18 protein-coding genes are annotated in these 21,202 nt (G+C 72.1%); 16 read left to right on the top strand and 2 right to left on the bottom strand.

Annotated elements, in window-relative coordinates:
* Positions 1 to 275 precede the first annotated feature (275 nt).
* The 3 genes from O7605_RS12895 to O7605_RS12885 all read left to right on the top strand — a co-directional run bounded on the left by O7605_RS12895 (position 276) and on the right by O7605_RS12885 (position 4,979).
* On the top strand, positions 276 to 470 hold the full coding sequence (locus O7605_RS12895; RefSeq protein ID WP_093401709.1) for a hypothetical protein: 195 nt from the start codon (positions 276 to 278) through the stop codon (positions 468 to 470).
* Between the two features lie 274 nt (positions 471 to 744).
* A complete protein-coding gene (gene smc / locus O7605_RS12890) occupies positions 745 to 4,359 on the top strand; it encodes a chromosome segregation protein SMC (RefSeq protein ID WP_269739406.1) in 3,615 nt (1,204 codons plus the stop codon).
* Positions 4,359 to 4,979, top strand: a complete 621-nt coding sequence (locus O7605_RS12885) for an HAD-IA family hydrolase (RefSeq protein WP_269739405.1) — start codon at positions 4,359 to 4,361, stop codon at positions 4,977 to 4,979. Before smc ends, O7605_RS12885 begins: the two co-directional genes overlap by 1 nt.
* Before the next feature lie 69 nt (positions 4,980 to 5,048).
* Here the strand turns inward: O7605_RS12885 and O7605_RS12880 are convergent, their stop codons facing one another.
* Together O7605_RS12880 and O7605_RS12875 are read right to left on the bottom strand one after the other, a co-directional pair.
* A complete protein-coding gene (locus tag O7605_RS12880) occupies positions 5,049 to 5,570 on the bottom strand; it encodes a DinB family protein (protein WP_269739404.1) in 522 nt (173 codons plus the stop codon).
* A gap of 52 nt (positions 5,571 to 5,622) precedes the next feature.
* Positions 5,623 to 7,332, bottom strand: coding sequence for an alkaline phosphatase D family protein (locus O7605_RS12875; RefSeq protein ID WP_269739403.1), 1,710 nt, complete (start codon positions 7,330 to 7,332; stop codon positions 5,623 to 5,625).
* A gap of 185 nt (positions 7,333 to 7,517) precedes the next feature.
* On the opposite strand from O7605_RS12875, the gene ftsY reads away from it, so the two are divergent.
* From ftsY to rimM, 13 genes are all read left to right on the top strand, one after another.
* Entirely contained in the window at positions 7,518 to 8,702 is a 1,185-nt protein-coding gene (ftsY, locus tag O7605_RS12870; RefSeq protein ID WP_269739402.1) for a signal recognition particle-docking protein FtsY, read from the top strand.
* Positions 8,703 to 8,708: 6 nt separating this feature from the next.
* Positions 8,709 to 9,572, top strand: a complete 864-nt coding sequence (locus O7605_RS12865) for an aminoglycoside phosphotransferase family protein (protein WP_170863284.1) — start codon at positions 8,709 to 8,711, stop codon at positions 9,570 to 9,572.
* A gap of 311 nt (positions 9,573 to 9,883) precedes the next feature.
* Positions 9,884 to 11,146 (top strand): ammonium transporter, encoded by a 1,263-nt coding sequence (locus O7605_RS12860; RefSeq protein WP_443083921.1) that lies wholly within the window; start codon positions 9,884 to 9,886, stop codon positions 11,144 to 11,146.
* Positions 11,147 to 11,171: 25 nt separating this feature from the next.
* Positions 11,172 to 11,510 (top strand): P-II family nitrogen regulator, encoded by a 339-nt coding sequence (locus tag O7605_RS12855; RefSeq protein ID WP_166458079.1) that lies wholly within the window; start codon positions 11,172 to 11,174, stop codon positions 11,508 to 11,510.
* 11 nt (positions 11,511 to 11,521) lie between these two features.
* Positions 11,522 to 13,903 carry a [protein-PII] uridylyltransferase gene (locus tag O7605_RS12850; RefSeq protein WP_269739400.1) on the top strand — a complete coding sequence of 794 codons (2,382 nt, stop codon included), beginning with the start codon at positions 11,522 to 11,524 and terminating at the stop codon, positions 13,901 to 13,903.
* A 198-nt stretch (positions 13,904 to 14,101) separates the two neighbouring features.
* A complete protein-coding gene (gene ffh / locus O7605_RS12845; RefSeq protein ID WP_164445716.1) occupies positions 14,102 to 15,661 on the top strand; it encodes a signal recognition particle protein in 1,560 nt (519 codons plus the stop codon).
* Positions 15,662 to 15,727: 66 nt separating this feature from the next.
* A complete protein-coding gene (locus tag O7605_RS12840; protein WP_269739399.1) occupies positions 15,728 to 16,306 on the top strand; it encodes a Uma2 family endonuclease in 579 nt (192 codons plus the stop codon).
* A gap of 18 nt (positions 16,307 to 16,324) precedes the next feature.
* Positions 16,325 to 17,416 carry an amidohydrolase family protein gene (locus O7605_RS12835; RefSeq protein ID WP_269739398.1) on the top strand — a complete coding sequence of 364 codons (1,092 nt, stop codon included), beginning with the start codon at positions 16,325 to 16,327 and terminating at the stop codon, positions 17,414 to 17,416.
* A gap of 113 nt (positions 17,417 to 17,529) precedes the next feature.
* Entirely contained in the window at positions 17,530 to 18,936 is a 1,407-nt protein-coding gene (gene proS / locus O7605_RS12830) for a proline--tRNA ligase (RefSeq protein WP_269739397.1), read from the top strand.
* A gap of 114 nt (positions 18,937 to 19,050) precedes the next feature.
* Positions 19,051 to 19,698: a DUF402 domain-containing protein gene (locus tag O7605_RS12825; RefSeq protein ID WP_269739396.1), complete on the top strand. Its 648-nt coding sequence runs from the start codon at positions 19,051 to 19,053 to the stop codon at positions 19,696 to 19,698.
* 249 nt (positions 19,699 to 19,947) lie between these two features.
* The gene (rpsP, locus tag O7605_RS12820) at positions 19,948 to 20,409 is read left to right on the top strand and encodes a 30S ribosomal protein S16 (protein ID WP_164445711.1); all 462 of its coding nucleotides are present in this window, start codon (positions 19,948 to 19,950) and stop codon (positions 20,407 to 20,409) included.
* Between the two features lies 1 nt (position 20,410).
* Positions 20,411 to 20,644, top strand: coding sequence for an RNA-binding protein (locus O7605_RS12815; protein ID WP_013732101.1), 234 nt, complete (start codon positions 20,411 to 20,413; stop codon positions 20,642 to 20,644).
* Positions 20,644 to 21,201, top strand: coding sequence for a ribosome maturation factor RimM (gene rimM / locus O7605_RS12810; protein WP_269739395.1), 558 nt, complete (start codon positions 20,644 to 20,646; stop codon positions 21,199 to 21,201). Before O7605_RS12815 ends, rimM begins: the two co-directional genes overlap by 1 nt.
* Position 21,202 lies beyond the last annotated feature (1 nt).

Below are 21,202 nucleotides of genomic sequence, written 5' to 3'. Positions count from 1 at the left end.
GTACGTCCGGGTGAGGTGTTCGGTGATTCCGGAGCGTAGAGTCGGGGTGTCCGGACAGAGCGTGTCCGCGCCTGATGGCAGCCTCCCGTGACGGGTGTGGCCGACGCCGAGATGATCTACGGCCTGCGAGAACTTGACGAAGCAGGGGCTGTCGGCTCAATATGGTGGTGTCGCCAGTCGCGCCCGGCCATGCCCAGAATGTGTGGGAGTGGTAGTCGCGTTCACATGGGCGCGCGTTGGCCGGCCTCTCCGGCAGCGCACATCAAGGAGTAAAAATGGCGAAGGCCCTCTACGGCCACGTAGGTGCGGCGCCCGACCGGCGCCTGCTCGACGAGGTCACCCGACTGCGTGCCAGGGTTCAGTCACTGGAGTTCGAGGTCACGCGGCTGCGCGCCGAGAACGATCGGCTCGCGGCGGCTGCGGCGGAGGCGGACGATCTGCTCCGTCTGGCCGAGCCCGCGCTGACCTGATCCACCTGGTCGCACGAGAGCGACCGCCGCAACCGGTCGCCACAACTGAATAGCACCACCGCACCGAGCGCGCCGACACCCTGTGCCGGCGCGCAGCTCTGTGCGTGCCCGACCGCCTCGGCCACGCGTGTGGGGGTCGGGGCCGGCCGGTGTCCGGCGGTCGGGCAGGCGGGTCGCGTGGCGTGCTCCACCCGGTCCCGGGTTAGTCTGCGGGTTTACCAGGGTCCGCGCAGCCGGGCGACGGTACGGCGGCCACCGGACGAGGATCGAGAAGGTGTATCTCAAGAGCCTGACGGTGAAGGGCTTCAAGTCCTTCGCCTCCGCGACGACGCTCAAGCTGGAGCCGGGGATCACCTGCGTGGTGGGCCCGAACGGCTCCGGCAAGTCGAACGTCGTCGACGCCATCGCCTGGGTGCTCGGCGAGCAGGGCGCCAAGGCGTTGCGTGGCGGCAAGATGGAGGACGTCATCTTCGCCGGCACCGCCGGGCGGGCCCCGCTGGGCCGGGCCGAGGTGACCCTCACCATCGACAACACCGACGGCGCCCTGCCGATCGAGTACACCGAGGTCTCCATCACCCGCCGGATGTTCCGCTCCGGTGAGAGCGAATACGAGATCAACGGCGACTCGTGCCGGCTGCTCGACATCCAGGAACTGCTGTCCGACTCCGGCATCGGCCGGGAGATGCACATCATCGTCGGGCAGGGTCGGCTCGACGGGATGCTGCACGCCAAGCCGGAGGACCGGCGGGCGTTCATCGAGGAGGCGGCCGGCGTCCTCAAGCACCGCAAGCGCAAGGAAAAGGCGCTGCGCAAGCTCGACGCGATGCAGACCAACCTGAACCGGCTCACCGACCTCACCGCCGAGCTGCGTCGACAGCTCAAACCTCTCGGCCGGCAGGCCGAGGTGGCTCGCCGGGCCGCCGTCATCCAGGCGAACCTGCGCGACGCCCGGCTGCGGTTGCTCGCCGACGACCTGGCCACCCTGCGGACCACGCTGGACAAGGAGATCGCGGACGAGACCGCGCTCCGGCAGCGACGCGAGCAGGTCGAGGCCGAGCACGCCGAGGTGCAGTCCCGGCTCGGCGAGTTGGAGGAGGCGTTGGCCTCCGACGCCCCGCTGCTGGCCGCCGCGCAGGACACCTGGTACAAGCTCTCCGCCCTGCAGGAACGGTTCCGTTCGATCGAGCAGCTCGCCGTCGAGCGGCTGCGGCACCTGACCGCCACACCGGACGACGAGCGTCCGGGACGGGACCCGGAACAGCTGGAGGCCGAAGCCGAGCGGGTCCGCGAGCAGGAGGAGGAACTGCGCGCGGCGCTCACCGACGACCAGGTGCGGCTCGCCGAGGCGGTCGAGCACCGCCAGGAGCTGGAGCGGCAACTCGCCGCCGCCGAGCGGGAACTGGTCGCCGCGGCGAAGGCCATCGCCGACCGGCGGGAGGGCCTGGCCCGGCTGACCGGACAGGTGAATTCCGCCCGGGCGCGAACCACGAGCGCCGGTGAGGAGATCGAGCGGCTCGCCGCCGCGCACACCGACGCGATGGCCCGCGCCGAGCGGGCCCAGGCCGAGCTGGACGCGGTCGCCGAGCAGTCCACCGAGGCGGACCGCGACAACGCCGACCTGGACGCCCGACACGCCGAAGCCGTCGCCGCCCAGGAGCGGGCACAGGCCACGGTCCGGTCGCTGTCGGACGCGGAGCGGGCGGCGGAGAAGGACGCCGCGACCTGGAAGGCGCGGGAGGAGGCGCTCGCCCTCGGCCTGCGCCGCAAGGACGGTGCCGGCGCCCTGTTGGCCCGCGCCGACCAGGTGCCCGGTCTGTTGGGCGGCCTCGCCGGCCTGCTCTCGGTGGCACCGGGCCACGAGGCGGCGCTCGCCGCGGCGCTCGGTGGGCTGGCCGACGCGGTCGCGGTGACCGGCGTCGACGAGGCCGTCGAGGCGATGCGCCTGCTGAAGATCTCGGACGCCGGACGTGCCGGGCTGCTCGTCGGCAGCCCCGCCGGGCCGGGGATGTCCGGTTCGGCCGACGCGTTGCGGCCGAAACTGCCCGACGGCGCCCACTGGGCACCCGACCTGGTCGACTGCGACGACCAGATCCGGCCCGCGGTGCACCGGGCACTGCGGGACGTGGTGCTGGTGGCGGACCTGTCGGCCGCCGCCGAGGTGGTCACCGGCGATCCCGAACTGCGGGCGGTCACCCGGGAGGGTGACGTGGTCGGCGCGTACGCGGCGGCCGGCGGGTCGGCCAAGGCGCCCAGCTACATCGAGGTCCAGGCGGCCGTCGAGGAGGCCCGGGCCAGTCGGTTGTCGGCCGAGCGGGCCAGCGCCGAGCTGCGCGAACAGTTGGTCGAGGCACGTGCCGAGGTGACCACCGCCAAGGAGGCGGTGCAGCATGCGGCGGCGGCCAAGCGGGAGGCCGAGAGCCACCGCAACGCCGCGGCACGGCGGCTGGCCGAGCTGGGTGCCGCCGCGCGGTCGGCGAAGGCGGAGACCGACCGTCTCGGCGAGTCCCGAGCGCGCGCCGAGGCGGCCCGGGAGCGGGATCTGACCACCCTGGCCGAGTTGGCGGAGCGGCTGCGGTTGGCGGAGGCGACCCCGATCGACGCGGAACCCTCCACCGAGGAACGCGACCAGTTCGCCGCCATGGTGCCGCAGGCCCGGCAGAACGAGATGGAGGTCCGGCTCGCGGTGCGTACCGCCGAGGAGCGGGTCGCCTCGATCGCCGGGCGGGCCGATTCGCTGCGCCGACAGGCCGGTGCCGAACGGGCGGCGCGGGAACGGGCGGCGGCCCGGCGCGCCGCGCGGACCCGGGGTGCCGCCATCGCCCGCGCGGTGGCCGGTGGCGCGCGGTCGGCGTTGACCCAGCTGACCAGCAGCATCGCCCGGGCCGAGGAGCACCGCGACGCGGTGGCGCGGGAACGGGCCACCCGCGAGGCGGAGCTGCAGGAGGTGCGGGCCGCCGCGAAACGGTTCGGTGCGGAACTGGAACGGCTGACCAGCCAGGTGCACCGGGACGAGGTCGCCCGCGCCGAGCAACGGTTGCGCATCGAGCAGCTGGAGGCCAAGGCGGCCGAGGACTTCGGCCTTACGGTCGAGACCCTGGTCGCCGAGTACGGCCCGAGTCAGCTGGTGCCACCCACCGACGCCGAGGTGGCCGCAGCCGAGCGGGACGGGCTGCCGGTTCCCGAACCGGTCCGCTACGAACGTCCGGTGCAGGAGAAGCGGGCCGCCAAGGCGGAACGGGAACTCGCCCTGCTGGGCAAGGTCAACCCACTCGCCCTCGAGGAGTTCGCGGCGCTGGAGGAGCGGTACAAGTTCCTCTCCGAGCAGTTGGAGGACCTCAAGGCGACCCGGCGGGACCTGCTCACCGTGGTCAAGGACGTCGACGACCGGATTCTCGAGGTCTTCGCCAGCGCCTTCGCCGACACCGCGCGAGAGTTCGAGCAGGTCTTCACCGTGTTGTTCCCCGGTGGCGAGGGTCGGTTGATCCTCACCGACCCGGACGACCTGCTGACCACCGGCGTCGAGGTCGAGGCCCGCCCGCCGGGCAAGAAGATCAAACGGTTGTCGCTGCTCTCCGGCGGCGAGCGGTCCCTGACCGCGGTCGCGATGCTGGTGGCGATCTTCCGAGCCCGACCGAGCCCGTTCTACATCATGGACGAGGTGGAGGCGGCCCTCGACGACGTGAACCTGGGCCGGCTGATCACCCTGCTGGCGCAGCTACGGGAGAAGAGCCAGCTGATCGTCATCACGCACCAGAAGCGGACCATGGAGATCGCCGACGCGCTCTACGGTGTGACGATGCGCGGCGGGGTGACCCAGGTGATCAGTCAACGGCTCAACCGGGCCGACGGGGATGACGAGCGGCAGGGCCGCGGCGAGGAGAACGGGTAGTGGCTCGGGAACGCGCGACGGCGCTCCTGGTGGACTTCGACGGTGTGCTGCGGCGCTGGGATCCGGCGGTCGCCGCCGCCGTCGAGCGGGAGTACGGCCTCTCCGCCGGTGTGCTCGGCGAGATCGCCATGCAGTGGGGGCGGCTGCAACCGGTGCTCACCGGCCAGGTCAGCCACGCCGACTGGATGACAAGCGTGGCCGACGCGCTCACGCCGTCGGTCGGTGACGCCGAGCGGGCGCGGGCGGCGGTGGCCCAGTGGCAGCGCTATCGCGGTGAGGTCGACCCCGAGGTGCTCGCGTTCGTCCGCGAGGCGAGAGCCGCCGGCATCCGGGTCGGTCTCGGCACCAACGCCACCGACCTGCTCGACGCCGACCTGGCCGCCCTCGACCTGACCGACGAGTTGGACGTGGTGGTCAACTCCTCGGCCATCGGGGTGCACAAGCCGGCACCCGAGTACTTCCAGGCCGCCTGTGCGGCGCTGGACACGCCGCCGGCCCGGGTGCTCTTCGTCGACGACGAGGACCGGGCGATCAGCGGCGCCCGGGCGGCCGGGCTGTCGGCGTACCGCTGGAACGGGCCGGCCGACCTGCGCTACCTGCGCGCCGCACTGGCCGCCTGAGGCCCGGCCCGCGGCACGCCGCGGTGTCCCGGGGCGCACCTGCCGTGACCGGCGTCGAGAGCAGCCGGGTCACTCCCCGACGACGCCGTCGATGCGTTCGCGGATCAGGTCGGCGTGCCCGTTGTGCCGGGCGTACTCCTCGATCATGTGGACGTAGACCCAGCGCAGGTTGAACGTGCGCCGCTTCGGGCCGACCTCGGTGAACGTCTCGTCGAGCGACCGCCCGACGACGGCGGCGCGGGCCCGTGCCACCTCCCGGTGGTAGGTGGCGAAGTCCGCCTCGGCGTCGGCGTCGCCGACGTCGAGGTCGGCGTCCGGGTCGTCCAGCGTGTAGTACGGGTAGTCGACCTGCTCGGCGGCGAAGTTCTCCCGGAACCACCAGGCCTCCACCTCGGCCAGGTGCCGGACCAGCCCGAGCAGCGTGAGGCCGGACGGTGCCACGCTGGCCGTGCGTAGCTGCTCGGCGGTGAGGCCGGCACACTTGAGCAGGAGGGTCTGCCGGTGATAGTCCAGCCAGCCCTCCAGCATGGTGCGCTCGTCGCCGACGTAGGGCTCGGGGGTTCGGTCGACCGCCGGTGCTGTCCAAGTCATCCGAGGATTCTGGCCCCGGTATCTGACAACCTGCGACGGATTTGTGGAGCGCTCAGTGGCCGTCGGTGAGCCGCTGCCGGGCCACCACGTGCAGGTGACCGTCGCCGGTGGTGCCCTCGATGATCACCTCGGCCCCGCGCCCGGCGTGGGTGAGCGTCGCCACCGCGTTGCCGAAGTACGGACCGGCCAGCTTGCGCCACTTGACCAGGGGCCGACGGACGCCCGCCGTGCGGGCCAGGGCCCGGGCCGCTCCGGCCGGGCCGCGCGCCCACCCCAGCCGCATCAGCGGGCGCATCCCGGCCGGCACCTGGTTGTGGATCGGCGAGCAGGTGAGCTGGTGCACCGGTGTGTGCACACCGGGGTCGGCGAACCTGACCCGCGCCACGTACGAGTGGTGCACGTCGCCGGAGAGCACGCTGATCGACGCCGGTGGCGGGTACGCCGGCCCGGCGCCCTTGCGGTCGTCGGGGGCACCCGGCGTGCCGGCGCCGATCCGGGCGAACAACTCCGCCAGCGCGTCGAACGAGCGGCGGAACGCGGCCCAGTGCTCCAGGTCCAGCGCGCGGCGCAGCCGCTCGCCCAGCCCGGAGACCCACCGCCGGGGCGAGTCGGCCAGCTTCTCGTTCCACGTCTCGACGTGGTGGATGCCGGGCGGCAGCAGCCAGGGCAGTGAGGAGCCGACCACCAGGTGGTCGTAGCCACCGTGGGCGCGGTCGACGAACCACGACCATTCGCCGGGCGGCAGCATCGCCCGCCGACCCGGCAACAGCACCCGGCTGCACCGGTTGTCCAGCATCACCAGGCGGGTGCGCCCCAGGTCGAGCGCGTAGCTCCACTGGTACTGCACCGCCCGCCAGCGCTCGGTGTCGTGGGCCAGGTCGGCCTCGGTGTCGACCCGCGCGCCGAACTCCCGCAACACGCCGGTGGCGTCCTCCGCCGCGCTCACCTTGGCGAAGACCGGGTCCGCGGTGATCTCGTCGGGCGAGAGGTTGCCCAGGTGCTGGTAGACCCAGTAGGAGGCCAACCCACTGGCGATCCGCTCGGCCCACCACGGCTGCTCGCGCATGTCGGCCCGCCAGGAGGCCGAGGTGTTCCAGTCGTCGATGACCTCGTGATCGTCGAAGATCATCACGCTCGGCACGGTGGAGAGTAGCCAGCGGATCTCCGGGTCGCGCCACGACTCCAGGTAGAGCTTGGTGTACTCGTCGAAGCTGACCACCTGGTCCTTCGGCGCGCCCTCGGGACGCCGCCGCCGACGGCGCAGCAGCCGCTTGACGGTCGGCGAGGTCTCGTCGGCGTAGACCTGGTCACCGAGCAGCAGCAGCAGGTCGGGCAGGGCGGCCGGGTCCGGGTCGGCCATCACCCGCCGGGCGTACGCGTCGAGCGCGTCCGGCGGCAACTTGCGGGTGGTCGCGTGCTGGGTGGTCTCCCGACAGGAACCGAAGAGCAGGCGGACCGGCTGGTCCCGGTCGTCGGTGGCCCGGGTGCGGATGAGACTGGGCGGGAAACGACTGTCCGGCAGCGGCCAGACCACCTCGTCGTCGATCAGCACCTCGTACGTCGTGGCGCTGTCCGGGGTCAGCCCGTCGATCACGACGAGCGCGTAGTGGTGGTCGTACGCGCTGAAGGTGGGGGCGGTGCCGGTGGCGCCGCCGGTCGTGCGGACGGTGACCACAGCGGGCGTCGTGGTCTCCACCCAGACGGTGGCCCGAGTGCCGACGACCCGGCGTAGCAAGGGGCCGATGAGCAGCTCGGCGGGCATGCGAACCTCCAGACGAGAAAGCTTCATCCTTTACTACCCGGCCGGCGGCGCACCACTGCCAACTGTGGCCGAGACTACCGCCGCATCCTGGGCCGACGCCGGGGGCGGTCGGGCGCCGGGTGACCGCCGAGCCCGGCGGGAGCGGTGGCTGAGACGTGATCGCCGGCATCTGACAGGATTCCGGCATGACGGAATACCTCCTCATCGCTCTCGCCCTGCTCGGTCTGCTGATCCTCGGCGGCATCGGGCTGGTCGTGCCGCGGCTGCGCCGACGGCCGCAGCCGCCGCTGCCGCGTACGGAGGTCGACACCCGGGCGGAGGAGGACCTCGCCGGCCCGCCGGTGCAGGCGCCGGAGGCCGACCTGTCCACGGGTGTCCTGGTCGAGCCACCGGTCGAGGCGCCGGCACCGACCGTCGAGGTGCCCGAGCCGACCGCCGGCCGGCTGGTGCGGCTGCGCTCCCGGCTGTCGCGGTCGCAGAACGTGTTCGGCAAGGGCCTGCTCGGCCTGCTCAGCCGGGACCGGCTCGACGAGGACGTCTGGGAGGAGATCGAGGACAGCCTGATCACCGCCGACGTCGGTGTCGACGCCACCCGGGACATCGTCGACCGGCTGCGGGAGCGCACCCGGGTGCTGGGTACCCGCTCGGTCGCCGAGCTGCGCACCCTGCTCGCCACCGAGCTGGTCAACGCGCTCGACCCGGGACTGGACCGGTCGTTGCACACCGCCCCGAAGGAGGGCGTGCCGGCGGTGCTGCTCGTGGTCGGGGTCAACGGCGCGGGCAAGACCACCACCTGCGGCAAGATCGCCAGGGTGCTCATCGCCGACGGCCGCAGTGTGCTGCTCGGCGCCGCCGACACCTTCCGGGCCGCCGCCGCCGACCAGCTGCAGACCTGGGCCGGGCGGGTCGGGGCCGAGACCGTCCGCGGTCCGGAGGGCGCCGACCCGGCCAGCGTCGCCTTCGACGCGGTCAAGCGGGGCATCGAGACCGGCGTGGACACGGTCCTCGTCGACACCGCCGGGCGGTTGCAGAACAAGATCGGCCTGATGGACGAGCTGGGCAAGGTCAAGCGGGTGGTGGAGAAGCACGGCCCGATCGACGAGACACTGCTGGTACTCGACGCCACCACCGGCCAGAACGGGTTGGAGCAGGCGCGCGTCTTCACCGAGGTGGTGAACGTCACCGGGGTGGTGCTGACCAAGCTCGACGGCACCGCCAAGGGCGGCATCGTCATCGCCGTGCAGCGCAAGCTCGGCATTCCGGTGAAGCTGGTCGGTCTCGGCGAGGGCCCCGACGACCTGGCACCGTTCGACCCGGCACAGTTCGTCGACGCGTTGCTGGGTACCGAACCCACCGGCCAGACCGCGTAACCTCGGGTGACCAGAGACGATCGCGCGTACGCGGGCTGGCGCGACCCGAGCCACCCGTCGCAGCGCCTCGGGAGACCGTACGTGACCTCGCAGGAGATCCCGCTGCACGGCGGGAACGTGAGCACCGTGGTGCGGGTCGGTGACACGGTGCGGCGCAACGCCGGCCCGTGGACCCCGTCGGTGCACGCCCTGCTGCGTCACCTGGAGTACGTCGGGTTCACCGGCGCGCCCCGTGCCCTCGGCATGGACGAGCGCAACCGGGAGGTGCTGTCGTACCTGGAGGGGGAGTGCGGGGAGTACCCGCTGGCCCCGCACTGGGTCACCGACGAGGCCCTGGTCACCGTCGCCACCATGCTGCGGATGTTCCACGACGCCCAGTACGGCTTCGTGCCGCCACCGCAGGCGGTGTGGCGCTCGTTCGGCCCGCCGCCACCGGACACCGAGGTCATCTGCCACCACGACGCGGCCCCGCACAACGTGATCTGGCGGCCGGACGGCACCCTCGGGCTGATCGACTTCGACCTCGCCTCGCCCGGTGCCCGGATCTACGACGTGGCGTACGCGGCCTGGACGTGGGTGCCGATCTTCTCCGACCGGGACTCGATCACCCTCGGCTGGAAGCGTCCGGACCGGCCACGTCGGCTGCGGCTGTTCGCTGACGCCTACGGGCTCATTCCGCGCGACCGCCACCGGCTGATCCGGACCATCCGCAAACGGATCGTGGACCACGTGGAGGGCATCCGCCGGATGGCCGCGGCCGGGGAGCCGGCCTTCGTCCGGATCGTGCACAAGGGCCACCTGCGCCGGCCGATGCGGGATCTGCGGTTGCTCGACTACGAGCGACACGCCCTGGAGCACGCCCTCCGCTGAGCGGTCCTCGCGACGGTCGGTCGCTGGGCCGACGGGGGGATAGACCGGCACCAAACGGCCGATCCACCCCCGTCGAAGCGCCGAGGTGTGCGACTTTCTTCACACGTCCGAAACAAGCCGTCACGGTTCGGAAACCGGCCGGGGACCCTGGGTGAAACAGCGGACCACCAGGCTTCCGCGCAACCGGCGTACGGGCGATGCTGCGCGGTGCCGGGAGGGAGGGAGAAAACAACCCGAGAGGAGGCAGCGTGCCGGAGCTAGATTCTGGTGCCACCGCCTGGATTTTGACTTCAGCCGCGCTGGTGTTGCTCATGACGCCCGGCCTGGCGCTGTTCTACGGGGGCATGACCCGGTCCAAGTCCGTGCTCAACATGATGATGATGAGCTTCGGCGCGATCGGCCTGGTCAGCCTTTTGTGGGTGTTCTACGGCTACAGCATCGCGTTCGGTGAGGACGTCGGCGGGATCACCGGTGATCTCTCCGCTGCCGGTCTGCGCGGCATGCTGGAGAGCGGGACCGAGGGTGGCATCCCCGACCTGCTGTTCGCCGGTTTCCAGCTGATGTTCGCGGTGATCACTGTCGCGCTGATCAGTGGCGCGATCGCCGACCGGGCCCGGTTCGGCCCGTGGCTGCTCTTCGCCGGCCTGTGGGCCACCCTGGTCTACTTCCCGGTGGCGCACTGGGTGTGGGGCGGTGGCTGGATCTTCGAGTTGGGCGTGCTCGACTTCGCCGGTGGCACCGCGGTGCACATCAACGCCGGTGCCGCGGCCCTCGCCCTGGCGCTGGTGCTCGGCCGCCGGGTCGGCTGGCCGAAGGACAGCTTCAAGCCGCACAACCTGCCGATGGTGCTGCTCGGTGCCGGCCTGCTGTGGTTCGGCTGGTTCGGCTTCAACGCCGGCTCGGCGCTGGCCGCCAACGGCACCGCCGCGATCGCCTTCATCAACACCCAGGTCGCCACCGCCGCCGCGGTGCTCGGCTGGCTGCTGGTGGAGAAGATCCGGGACGGCAAGCCGACCACCCTCGGTGCGGCGTCCGGTGCCATCGCCGGTCTGGTCGCCATCACCCCGGCCTGTGCCTTCCTGGAGCCGCTCGGCGCCATCGCGCTGGGTGTCATCGCCGGTGTCGTCTGCGCGCTGGCCGTCGGCCTCAAGTACCGCCTCAAGTACGACGACTCGCTCGACGTGGTCGCCGTGCACATGATCGGCGGCATCATCGGGTCGCTGCTCATCGGCTTCCTGGCGATGGAGGTGCTGGCGGGTGAGGGCAACGACGGTCTGCTCTACGGCGGCGGTGTCACGCTGCTCGGCAAGCAGGCACTCGGTTCGGCCGCCGTGCTGGTGTACTCGTTCGTGGTCGCGTACCTCATCGGCTTCGTGATCGACAAGACCATCGGCTTCCGCGCCAGCGCCGAGGCCGAGGTCGACGGCATCGACAACGCCGAGCACGCGGAGAGCGCGTACGAGTTCAGCTCCACGGGTGGTGGCGGTGGCGCGTTCGCCGCCGCGGGCATCGGTACCTCGGCGGCGCCGAAGACCGGGCCCACCGAACCGGTAAGCGAAAAGGTCGCCGGCTAACGTTCTGCGAATGGAGGGGTTGGACATGAAGCTGGTGACCGCGGTCATCAAGCCGCACCAGTTGGACGCCGTCAAGGAGGCCCTGCACACGCTGGGCGTGGCCGGTCTGACGGTGAGCGAGGTCCAGGGCTACGGGCGGCAGAAGGGCCACACCGAGGTCTACCGGGGCGCCGAGTACACCGTCGAGTTCCTGCCCAAGATCCGGGTGGAGGTGCTGACCGACGAGATCGACGTCGAGAAGATCGTCGACGCCGTCGTGTCGGCGGCCCGGACGGGCAAGATCGGTGACGGCAAGGTCTGGGTGACCGCCGTCGAGGAGGTCGTTCGGGTCCGTACCGGCGAGCGCGGCCTGGACGCACTGTAGGGCGCTGATCGATGACCTCGTTGACCAGCAGGACAGCCTCGGAACCCCCCGGTAGCGCTGACCTCCTGGTCAACGAGGTCGTCGGCGTACCGGCCGGGGTCGGCGCGACGGCGCGCCGAGCCCGGGCCGACGCGTACGACGCCTGGCTGGCCCGGCTGCTGCCGGACCGGTCGGGCGTCGCGCTGCTCGCGGTCGGCGGGCTGGGCCGGCGGCAGTGCGCCCCCTACGGCGACCTCGACCTGGTGCTGGTGCACGCCGGGGTGCCCGGCATCGACGAACTTGCCGCCGCCCTCTGGTACCCGATCTGGGACGCCGGGCTGCGGCTCGACCACTCCGTCCGGACCGTCGCCGAGGCGCTGTCGGTCGCCCAGGACGACGTCAAGGTGGCCCTCGGGCTGCTCGACGCCCGGCTCGTCGCCGGTGACCCGGACCTCGCGGACACGCTGGTGAGCAGCGCGACCGACCACTGGCGGCGTACCGCCGTCCGTCAGCTCGGGCCCCTGCGGGAAAGCACCGCCGCCCGCTGGCAGTCCCACGGCGAGCTGGCCCATCTGCTGGAGGGCGACCTGAAGGAGGCGGCCGGGGGGCTGCGTGACGTCGGCATCCTGCGGGCCATCGCCACCGCCGGGATCACCGACGCGCTACGACCCGCCGTGCACGCCGCACACCTGCGGCTGCTGGACACCCGGGACGCGCTGCACCAGCAGGTCGGCCGGCGCGTCGACCGGCTGCTCGCCCAGGAGCGCGACGGGGTGGCCGCCCTGCTCGGCCTGCGTCGCACACCGTCCGGCGTCGCCGAGGGCACCCCGCCGGGCACGGTGCCGCCACAGCCGGCCGGCACCGCACCGGAGCAGCGGTACGGCACGGCGTCACGTGCCGAGGACGGCGACGGCGACACCCTGCTGCGTCGGGTCGCCGGTGACGCCCGGACCGTCAGCCACGCCCTGGACGACGCGCTCCGCGCCGCGGACCGGCTGCGCTCCGGTCGCCGTCGGGGCGCCGACGGAAGGCCGCTGCGCCGCCCGGTGGCCCGGGACGTGGTCGAGCACGACGGCGAACTGGTGCTGGCCCGCACCGCGATCGGCGCCCGCCCGGACGCCAGCCTGTCGCTGCGGCTGGCCGCCGCCGCGGCGACCACCGGACTGCCGATCGCCCGCGCCACCTGCGAGTGGCTGGCCGCGTACTGCCCGCCGCTGCCCACGCCCTGGCCGGCGGAGGCCCGCGCCGCCCTGACCACGCTGCTCGGAGCCGGCACCGGCATGATCCCGGCCTGGGAGACCTGCGACCGGTACGGGCTGATCGACGGCTGGTTGCCGGAGTGGACCCGGCTGCGCAGCCTGCCCCAGCACAACCCGGTGCACCGGTTCACCCTGGATCGGCACCTGGTGCAGACGGCCGCCGAGGCCGGCCGGCACACCCGCGACGTGGATCGCCCCGACCTGCTGCTGCTCGGCGCGCTCCTGCACGACGTCGGCAAGGGGCTCCCCGGTGACCACAGCGTGGTGGGCGCGCCGATCGCCGAGGGGATCGCCACCCGGATCGGCCTGCCGGCCGCCGAGGCGGCGCTGATCGGCACGCTGGTCCGGTTGCACCTGGTGCTGCCCGAGGTGGCCACCCGGCGGGACCTGTCCGATCCGGTCACCATCGCCCGGGTGGCCGAGTCGGTCGGCGACGTCACCACCCTCGACCTGCTGTACGCGCTGGTACGCGCCGACGCCGCCGCCACCGGCCCGGCCGCCTGGTCGGACTGGAAGGGCCGACTGGTCGCCGAGCTGGTCGCCCGGGTACGCACCACCCTCGACACCGGCGACGTACCCGCCCCGCCCGCACCGGACCCGGCGCTGGTGGCCGGGCCGCTGCCGGTCGTACACCTGACCGGGGACCGGGTGTCGGTGGCCGCGGCCGATCGTCGGGGCCTGCTCGCGACGGTGGCCGGCTGCCTGGCCCTGCACCGGCTGGAAGTGCTCGCCGCCGACGCCGCCACGGTGGACGGGCGAGCCCTGGTGCAGTGCCGGGTGCAGCCGCGCTACGGCCTGGCCCCGGATCCGGTGGCGCTGAGCGCGGACCTGCGTCGCGCGGTACGCGGCGACGTGTCGGTGACCCAGCGGTTGCGCGGCCGGGCCCTGGCCGCACGGGGGGCCGGGGCCCAACCGCGGGTGGTCTGGCACCGCGACGCCGCCACCGACGCGGTACTGCTGGAACTGCGGGCCGCCGACGCCGCCGGCCTGCTCTACCGGGTCACCAGCGCGCTCGACGCGGCCGGCGCGCAGGTCCGGGCGGCCCGGATCGCCACCCTCGGCGGCGACGTGGTCGACGCCTTCTACATGGTCGGCGGCTGGCCCCCGGAGGACGAACGGGCCCGCCTGGAGGCCGCCGTGCTCGCCGCCGTCTGAGCGACGCCCGAAGGATCTGTGGCAGTGAAGGCGTCGACCGGGCGGCGTGTCGGCGACGGCAACTGCCACAGACCTGCCCCAGCGGTGGGCTGCCCGGCCGGGAGCGGGGGTGTGGGTGGCGGGCTACCCTAGCGGTGGTCGGACAGCTCACCCGGCCTCGTTCGTGCTCATCGGAACACTGACAAACGGGATGTTCGCGTGTTTGACACCTTGAGTGACCGCCTTTCCGGGATCTTCACCAAGCTCCGCGGCAAGGGACGTCTCACCGACGCCGACATCGACGCCACCGCGCGCGAGATCCGCCTCGCGCTGCTGGAGGCGGACGTCGCGTTGCCAGTGGTCAAGGGCTTCATCGCGAACGTCAAGGAGCGGGCGCGCGGCGCCGAGGTCTCCCAGGCGCTCAACCCGGCCCAGCAGATCGTCAAGATCGTCAACGAGGAACTGATCGCCGTGCTGGGCGGCGAGGGACGGCGGCTCCAGTTCGCCAAGCAGCCGCCGACGGTGATCATGCTGGCTGGCCTCCAGGGCTCCGGCAAGACCACCCTCGCCGGCAAGCTGGCCCGCTGGCTCAAGGCCCAGGGCCACCAGCCGCTGCTGGTCGCCGCCGACCTGCAACGTCCCAACGCCGTCGGGCAGCTCCAGGTGCTCGGTGGCCGCGCCGGTGTCGAGGTGTACGCCCCCGAGCCCGGCAACGGCGTCGGCGACCCGGTGCAGGTGGCGAAGTCCTCGATCGAGCACGCTCGCCGGGCCGCCCGGGACGTCGTCATCGTCGACACCGCCGGCCGGCTCGGCATCGACGCGGAGATGATGCAGCAGGCCGCCGACATCCGGGACGCGGTCAACCCGGACGAGGTCGTCTTCGTCATCGACGCGATGGTCGGCCAGGACGCGGTCCGGACGGCCGAGGCGTTCCGGGACGGCGTCGGCATCACCGGCGTGGTTCTCTCCAAGCTCGACGGCGACGCCCGGGGTGGCGCCGCCCTGTCGGTCCGTGAGGTGACCGGGCAGCCGATCCTGTTCGCCTCCACCGGCGAGAAACTGGAGGACTTCGACGTCTTCCACCCCGACCGGATGGCCAGCCGGATCCTCGGCATGGGCGACGTTCTCACTCTGATCGAGCAGGCCGAGGCGGCCTTCGACACCGATCAGAAGGAGAAGATGACCGCCAAGCTGATGGGCGGCGAGCAGTTCACCCTGGAGGACTTCCTCGACCAGCTCATCGCGGTACGCCGGATGGGACCGATCGCCAACGTGCTGGCCATGATGCCGGGCATGGGGCAGGTCAAGGACCAGCTCGCCGAGCTGGACGACAAGCACTTCGACCGGATCACCGCGATCATCAGGTCGATGACCCCGGCCGAGCGCACCAACCCGAAGATCATCAACGGCTCCCGGCGGGCCCGGATCGCCAACGGCTCCGGCGTCACCGTGATGGACGTCAACCAGCTGCTCAACCGCTTCACCGACGCGCAGAAGATGATGAAGCAGATGGGCGGCATGATGGGCCTGCCCGGTGCCGGTCGGCGCAAGGCGACCAAGTCGCCGAAGAACAAGCGCAAGGGCACCAAGGGTGGCAACCGGCCGCGCAGCGGCGCCGGCACCCGGGGCGTGCAGGGTGGCTTCCCGGGCGGGATGCCGCAGTTGCCGCCGGGGATGAACCCCGACGACCTGGCCGCCGGTCAGGGTCTGCCGCCGGGCTTCAAGCTGCCGAAGATCGACTTCAACAAGTTCGGCAAGGACGGCAAGCCGCCCCGCTGAGCGTGTCGGTGACGGCGGGTGGTGTTGCCGGCTCCTAGGGTGATGTCGCCCCTGGGAGGAGGAGTCATGACCGTGCTGCCCATCCCACCTGAGCGCTCGGAGTGGACGGTCGACGACCTCGGCGAACTGCCGGAGGACCTTCCGTACGAACTGGTCAACGGAAGGTTGATCCTGCCAGCGCCGACCGCCCTGCATCAGGACCTCTGTGTCGAGCTGCTGCTCGCGCTGGACGACAACTGCCCACCCGACTACCTGGTCAGCATCGACCTGTCGATGCGGATCGACCGGCGCAACGAGCCCCGACCCGACGTGGTCGCCATCCGCCGGGAGCACGCGAACCGTTCGCCCGTCCCGGTGGAGGACGCGCTGCTCGCCGTCGAGGTCATCTCGCCCACCTCGACCTTCCGCGACCTGTACGACAAGGCCAAGGTCTACGCCCACGCGGGGGTCCGGTCGTACTGGGTGGTCGACCCGCTGCACGAGAAGATGACGTTGACCGAGTACGCGCTCAGCGCGTCCGGAGACTACGAGGTCACCACGCACACCGAGGACCTCTTCGTCAGCGAGCGGCCCTGGAAGGTGTCGGTGGACCTGCCCGCGCTGACCGTGCGGCGGGCCGGGCTTCTGGCGCGCGACGGGCAGTGATCGGGTAGGACTGTGCGCATGGCTCTGCATGTGCGCGGTGTGCTCCTGCCCGACGACGAGGTACGCGACCTGTGGCTGGTCGGCGACCGGGTCACCTTCGAACCGGTGCCCGGCGCGGAGACGGTCGCCGACGGCGGTTTCATCCTGCCCGGCCTGGTGGACGCGCACTGCCACATCGGCATCGCCCGGGGCGGCGCACCGATCACCTCGCTGGACCAGGCGCGTGCGCTGGCGCGGATCGACCGGGACGCCGGAGTCCTCGCCCTCCGGGACGCGGGCTCGCCCTTCCCGTACCCGGAACTTGACGACGAACCCGACCTGCCCCGGCTGGTCCGGGCCGGCCGGCACGTGGCACCGCCCAAGCGGTACCTGCGCGACATCGGTGTGGAGGTGGGTGCCGCCGAGGTGGCCGCGACCGTGACGGAGCAGGCCGCCGCCGGCAACGGCTGGGTGAAGCTGGTCGGGGACTGGATCGACCGGGGCGTCGGCGACCTGGCGCCGGCCTGGGACGCCGACACGATGACCGCAGCCGTGGCCGCCGCGCACGCCGCCGGGGTACGCGCCGCCGTGCACACCTTCAGCGAGTCGGCGGTGGAGATCATGGTGCGGGCCGGGGTGGACTCGGTCGAGCACGGCACCGGACTAAGCCTCGACCTGATCGACCTGATGGCCCGGCAGGGCACCGCGCTGGTTCCCACGATGATCAACATCCGTACCTTCGGCCACATCGCCGACCAGGCCCGGGCCAAGTTCCCCGGGTACGCCGAGCACATGCTCGCCCTGCGTGACCGCTTCCCGCAGGTGGTGCGGTCCGCGTACGAGGCTGGTGTGCCGATCTACGTCGGCACCGACGCCGGTGGCGGCATCGACCACGGCCTCGCCGTCGAGGAGATGCTCCTGCTGCACGAGCAGGCCGGCATGTCCACCCTGGACGTGCTCGCCGCCGCCTCCTGGGGAGCCCGCGCCTGGCTCGGCCTCCCCGGCCTCGTCGAAGGCGGCCTGGCCGACCTCGCCATCTACCCCCAGGACCCCCGCCAGGACCTCACCACCCTCCGCACCCCCACCCACCTGATGCTCCGCGGCCACCCCCTCGCCCGATCACCCCGTTGACCATGAAGTTGTTGGCGTGACACGCCGAACGGAGCGGCAACAACTTCATGATCAACCCTGGGAAGGGCGGGGGAGGCGGTGGCGGGACGGGTGGGCGCATAGGATGTGCGGTCATGGCGCGCGTGCTTACTCCCCGGGCAGAGGATTTTCCTCGCTGGTACCAGGATCTGATCGCCAAGGCGAAGCTGGCCGACAACGGGCCGGTGCGGGGCACCATGGTGATCCGACCGGCCGGTTATGCCATCTGGGAGCGGATGCAGGCCGAGATGGACGACCGGATCAAGGCCGCCGGGGCGGAGAACGCGTACTTCCCGCTGTTCATCCCGGAGAGCTACCTCAAGCGTGAGGCCGAGCACGTCGAGGGTTTCTCGCCGGAGCTGGCCGTGGTCACCCACGGTGGCGGCAAGCAGCTCGCCGAGCCGGTGGTGGTGCGGCCGACCAGCGAGACGGTCATCGGTGAGTTCATGGCCAAGTGGATCGACTCCTACCGGGACCTGCCGCTGCTGCTCAACCAGTGGGCCAACGTGGTCCGCTGGGAGCTGCGCCCCCGGGTGTTCCTGCGGACCAGCGAGTTCCTCTGGCAGGAGGGGCACACCGCGCACGCCACCCGCTCCGACGCCCGCGCCTACGCCCGCAAGATCCTGCACGAGGCGTACGAGGACCTGATGGTGAACGTGCTCGGCATCCCGGTGGTGGTCGGGCTCAAGACCGCCCGCGAGCGGTTCGCCGGGGCGACCGCCACCTACACCTGCGAAGGCATGATGGGCGACGGCAAGGCGCTCCAGTTGGGCACCAGCCACGAGTTGGGCCAGAACTTCGCCAAGGCGTTCGACATCAGCTACTCCTCGGCCGAAGGGGGCCGGGAGCACGCCTGGACGACCTCCTGGGGCACCTCGACCCGGATGCTCGGCGGCCTGATCATGTGCCACGGCGACGACAACGGGCTGCGGGTGCCGCCGAGGCTGGCGCCGACCCAGGCGTACGTCATGGTGGTCAAGGACGGTGACGGCGTCACCGAGGCGGCGGCCAAGCTGCGCGACGCTCTGCGGGACGCCGGTGTCCGGGTCGCGCTCGACGACCGCACCGACACCCCGTTCGGCCGGCGGGCCGTCGACGCCGAACTGCGCGGCTATCCGGTACGCGTCGAGGTCGGTCCCCGCGACCTGGCCGCCGGCAACGCGGTGGTGGTCCGGCGTACCGACGGCTCGAAGGCGCCCACGCCGGTGGCGGACGTGGTCGGTGCGGTGCTGGCCGCCCTCGACGCCGACCAGCGGGCGCTGCACGACCAGGCGCTCGCCTTCCGCGAGTCGCGCACGGTCGACGTGGCGACCCTCGACGAGGCGCTGGAGGCGGCGACCACCGGCTGGGCCCGCGTCCCGTGGTCGGAAGTCGGCGTCGACGGCGAGGCGAAGGCCAACGCCCAGGGCGTCACCGTCCGCTGCCTGACCCGCGCCGACGGCACCGTCCCCGACACCGAGACCGAACCCGACCTGATCGCCACCCTCGCCCGCGCCTACTAACCCCCACCCCCTCACCGGCCTTGTTGATCATGAGGTTGGCGGCATAGTTGATCTCTTGAGCTGCCGCTAACCTCATGATCAACGGTGCGGGTGGGGTGGGGGTAGGGTCGGGGTGTGTGGTTTGAGCGGGGTCGGGTGGTGGTGCACCGTAACGTGCGGCGGGGGCGGATCGGCTGGGTGCGGCCGGCCCGGGTGGTCAGCGACGACGAGCGGGGGCTGCTGCTCTGGGTCGCCGAGGGCACGCCGGTGGCGGCCGAGGTCAACGCGGCCGGGCTGGGCATGCGGGCGGTGCCCTTCCGGGAGTGGCTGACCCCGACCTACCGGCTGGCCCAGGGGCGCTGGACCGGTCCACCACTGTTGAAGTTCCTGCCCACGGGCGCGGCCCACTCGGTCTGGTGGTTCCGCGACGTGCGGGGCCGCTTCGCCGGCTGGTACGTCAACCTGGAGGAACCGGGGGTCCGGTGGGACGACGGCGGGCTGGCCGGCGTGGACATCGTCGACCAGGATCTCGACGTGTGGGTCCGGCCGGACCGCAGCTGGGAATGGAAGGACGAGGACGAGTTCGTCGAGCGACTGGCCTTCCCGGAGCACTACTGGGTGACCGACGAGGCGGCGGTGCGGGCCGAGGGCAAACGGGTGATCGCCCTGGCCGAGGCGGGGGTCTTTCCCTTCGACGGCACCTGGTGCGACTTCACCCCGCCGCCGCACTGGACCGCTCCCGACCGCCTGCCGGACGGCTGGGACCGGCCACCGGTGCGCTGACCGGCCGGGGGTGTCGTTCGTCACGCAGGGTCCGCCCCGGGTGACGTCTGCCGGTGCGGTGTGAGCGTTCCGGCGAGGATCTGGCAGAATGGCTGGCTGGTATCCGGCGCGTGTCCGGCGCCCTCTAACCCGGGCGCGTCGCCAGTCCACCCGAGCGGTCTCCGGCCCAACCCCACTGTGCCGGTTGGCGCTCACCCGTGCACACCGCCCGTACCGGGTCGGTGAGATCGCAACAGGAGCGAAACAACCGTGGCCGTAAAGATCCGGCTCCTGCGGATGGGCAAGATCCGCAACCCGCAGTACCGCATCGTCGTCGCCGACTCGCGCACCAAGCGCGACGGCCGAGCGATCGAGTTCGTCGGCATCTACCAGCCGAAGGAAGACCCTTCGGTCATCGAGGTCAAGTCGGAGCGGGTCCAGTACTGGCTGTCCGTCGGCGCCCAGCCCAGCGAGGCGGTGCAGCGGCTGCTGGAACTGACCGGTGACTGGCAGAAGTTCAAGGGCCTGCCGGCCCCGCCGCCGCTGAAGGTCGCGCCCGAGCGGGCCGACCGCAAGGCGGCCTACGAGGCCGAGGCGAAGGCCGCCGCCGGTGTGGCCGACACCCCGGCGAAGCCGGCGAAGAAGGCCGCCAAGGCCGCCGAGGCCCCGAAGGCCGAGGAAGCCCCGAAGGCCGAGGAGCAGCCCGCCACGGACACCGGCGAGCAGGCCTGACATGGCGCTGCGGCCGGCGTTGGAGCACCTGGTCAAGGGCATCGTCGACCACCCCGACGACGTGCGCGTCCGGATGGTCGACTCCCGGCGAGGGAAGCGGCTGGAGGTCCGGGTGCATCCCGAGGACCTGGGCACCGTGATCGGGCGGTCCGGCCGGACCGCCAAGGCGCTGCGCCAGGTGATCGGCTCCATCGGTGGGCGCGGGGTACGCGTCGACATCGTCGACTCGTACTGATGCAGCTCATCGTCGGCAGGATCGGTAAGCCGCACGGCATCCGCGGTGAGGTCACCGTGGAGGTGCGTACCGACGAGCCCGAGACGCGGTTCGCCCCCGGCATGGTGCTCGTCACCGTGCCGGGGGCGAACGCCGCCCAGCCCGCGCCGGACGGTCCCGGCGTGCCGTTCCGGACGCCAGACACGTTGACCGTCGAGTCCGCGCGTCGGCATCAGGGGCGGCTGCTCGTCGCCTTCGACGGGGTGCTGGACCGCGACGTCGCCGAGGCACTGCGGGGCACCCTGCTCGCGGTGGACAGCGCCGACGTCGACCCGCCGGAGGATCCGGAGGAGTTCCACGATCACCAGCTGGTCGGGCTGGCCGTGGTCACGCCGACCGGCGAGCGGTTGGGTGAGGTGGCCCGGATCGATCACGCTCCGGCCTCCGACCTGCTGGTGCTGCGGCGTCCCGAGGGGCGCACGGCGCTGATCCCGTTCGTCAAGGCGATCGTCTCCGAGGTCGATCTCGCCGGTGGCCGGGTCGTGGTGGACCCACCCGGCGGCCTGCTCGATCTCTAGC

Origin of the sequence: Verrucosispora sp. WMMA2121 (assembly GCF_027460185.1) — a bacterium.
Taxonomy (GTDB): Bacteria; Actinomycetota; Actinomycetes; order Mycobacteriales; family Micromonosporaceae; genus Micromonospora; species Micromonospora palythoicola.
The sequence above is the reverse complement of the archived record's forward strand: the minus strand, read 5'-3'. Positions and strand labels throughout refer to the sequence as shown.

What these genes read in the sequence shown, in the direction of transcription:
- O7605_RS12860 (WP_443083921.1), top strand. Translation starts at nt 9,884, where the DNA reads ATGACGCCCGGCCTGGCGCTGTTCTACGGGGGCATGACCCGGTCCAAG.
- O7605_RS12875 (WP_269739403.1), bottom strand. Translation starts at nt 7,332, where the DNA reads ATGCCCGCCGAGCTGCTCATCGGCCCCTTGCTACGCCGGGTCGTCGGC.
- O7605_RS12815 (WP_013732101.1), top strand. Translation starts at nt 20,411, where the DNA reads ATGGCGCTGCGGCCGGCGTTGGAGCACCTGGTCAAGGGCATCGTCGAC.
- rimM (WP_269739395.1), top strand. Translation starts at nt 20,644, where the DNA reads ATGCAGCTCATCGTCGGCAGGATCGGTAAGCCGCACGGCATCCGCGGT.
- O7605_RS12840 (WP_269739399.1), top strand. Translation starts at nt 15,728, where the DNA reads ATGACCGTGCTGCCCATCCCACCTGAGCGCTCGGAGTGGACGGTCGAC.
- O7605_RS12880 (WP_269739404.1), bottom strand. Translation starts at nt 5,570, where the DNA reads ATGACTTGGACAGCACCGGCGGTCGACCGAACCCCCGAGCCCTACGTC.
- proS (WP_269739397.1), top strand. Translation starts at nt 17,530, where the DNA reads ATGGCGCGCGTGCTTACTCCCCGGGCAGAGGATTTTCCTCGCTGGTAC.
- ftsY (WP_269739402.1), top strand. Translation starts at nt 7,518, where the DNA reads ATGACGGAATACCTCCTCATCGCTCTCGCCCTGCTCGGTCTGCTGATC.
- O7605_RS12835 (WP_269739398.1), top strand. Translation starts at nt 16,325, where the DNA reads ATGGCTCTGCATGTGCGCGGTGTGCTCCTGCCCGACGACGAGGTACGC.
- O7605_RS12895 (WP_093401709.1), top strand. Translation starts at nt 276, where the DNA reads ATGGCGAAGGCCCTCTACGGCCACGTAGGTGCGGCGCCCGACCGGCGC.
- O7605_RS12855 (WP_166458079.1), top strand. Translation starts at nt 11,172, where the DNA reads ATGAAGCTGGTGACCGCGGTCATCAAGCCGCACCAGTTGGACGCCGTC.
- O7605_RS12850 (WP_269739400.1), top strand. Translation starts at nt 11,522, where the DNA reads ATGACCTCGTTGACCAGCAGGACAGCCTCGGAACCCCCCGGTAGCGCT.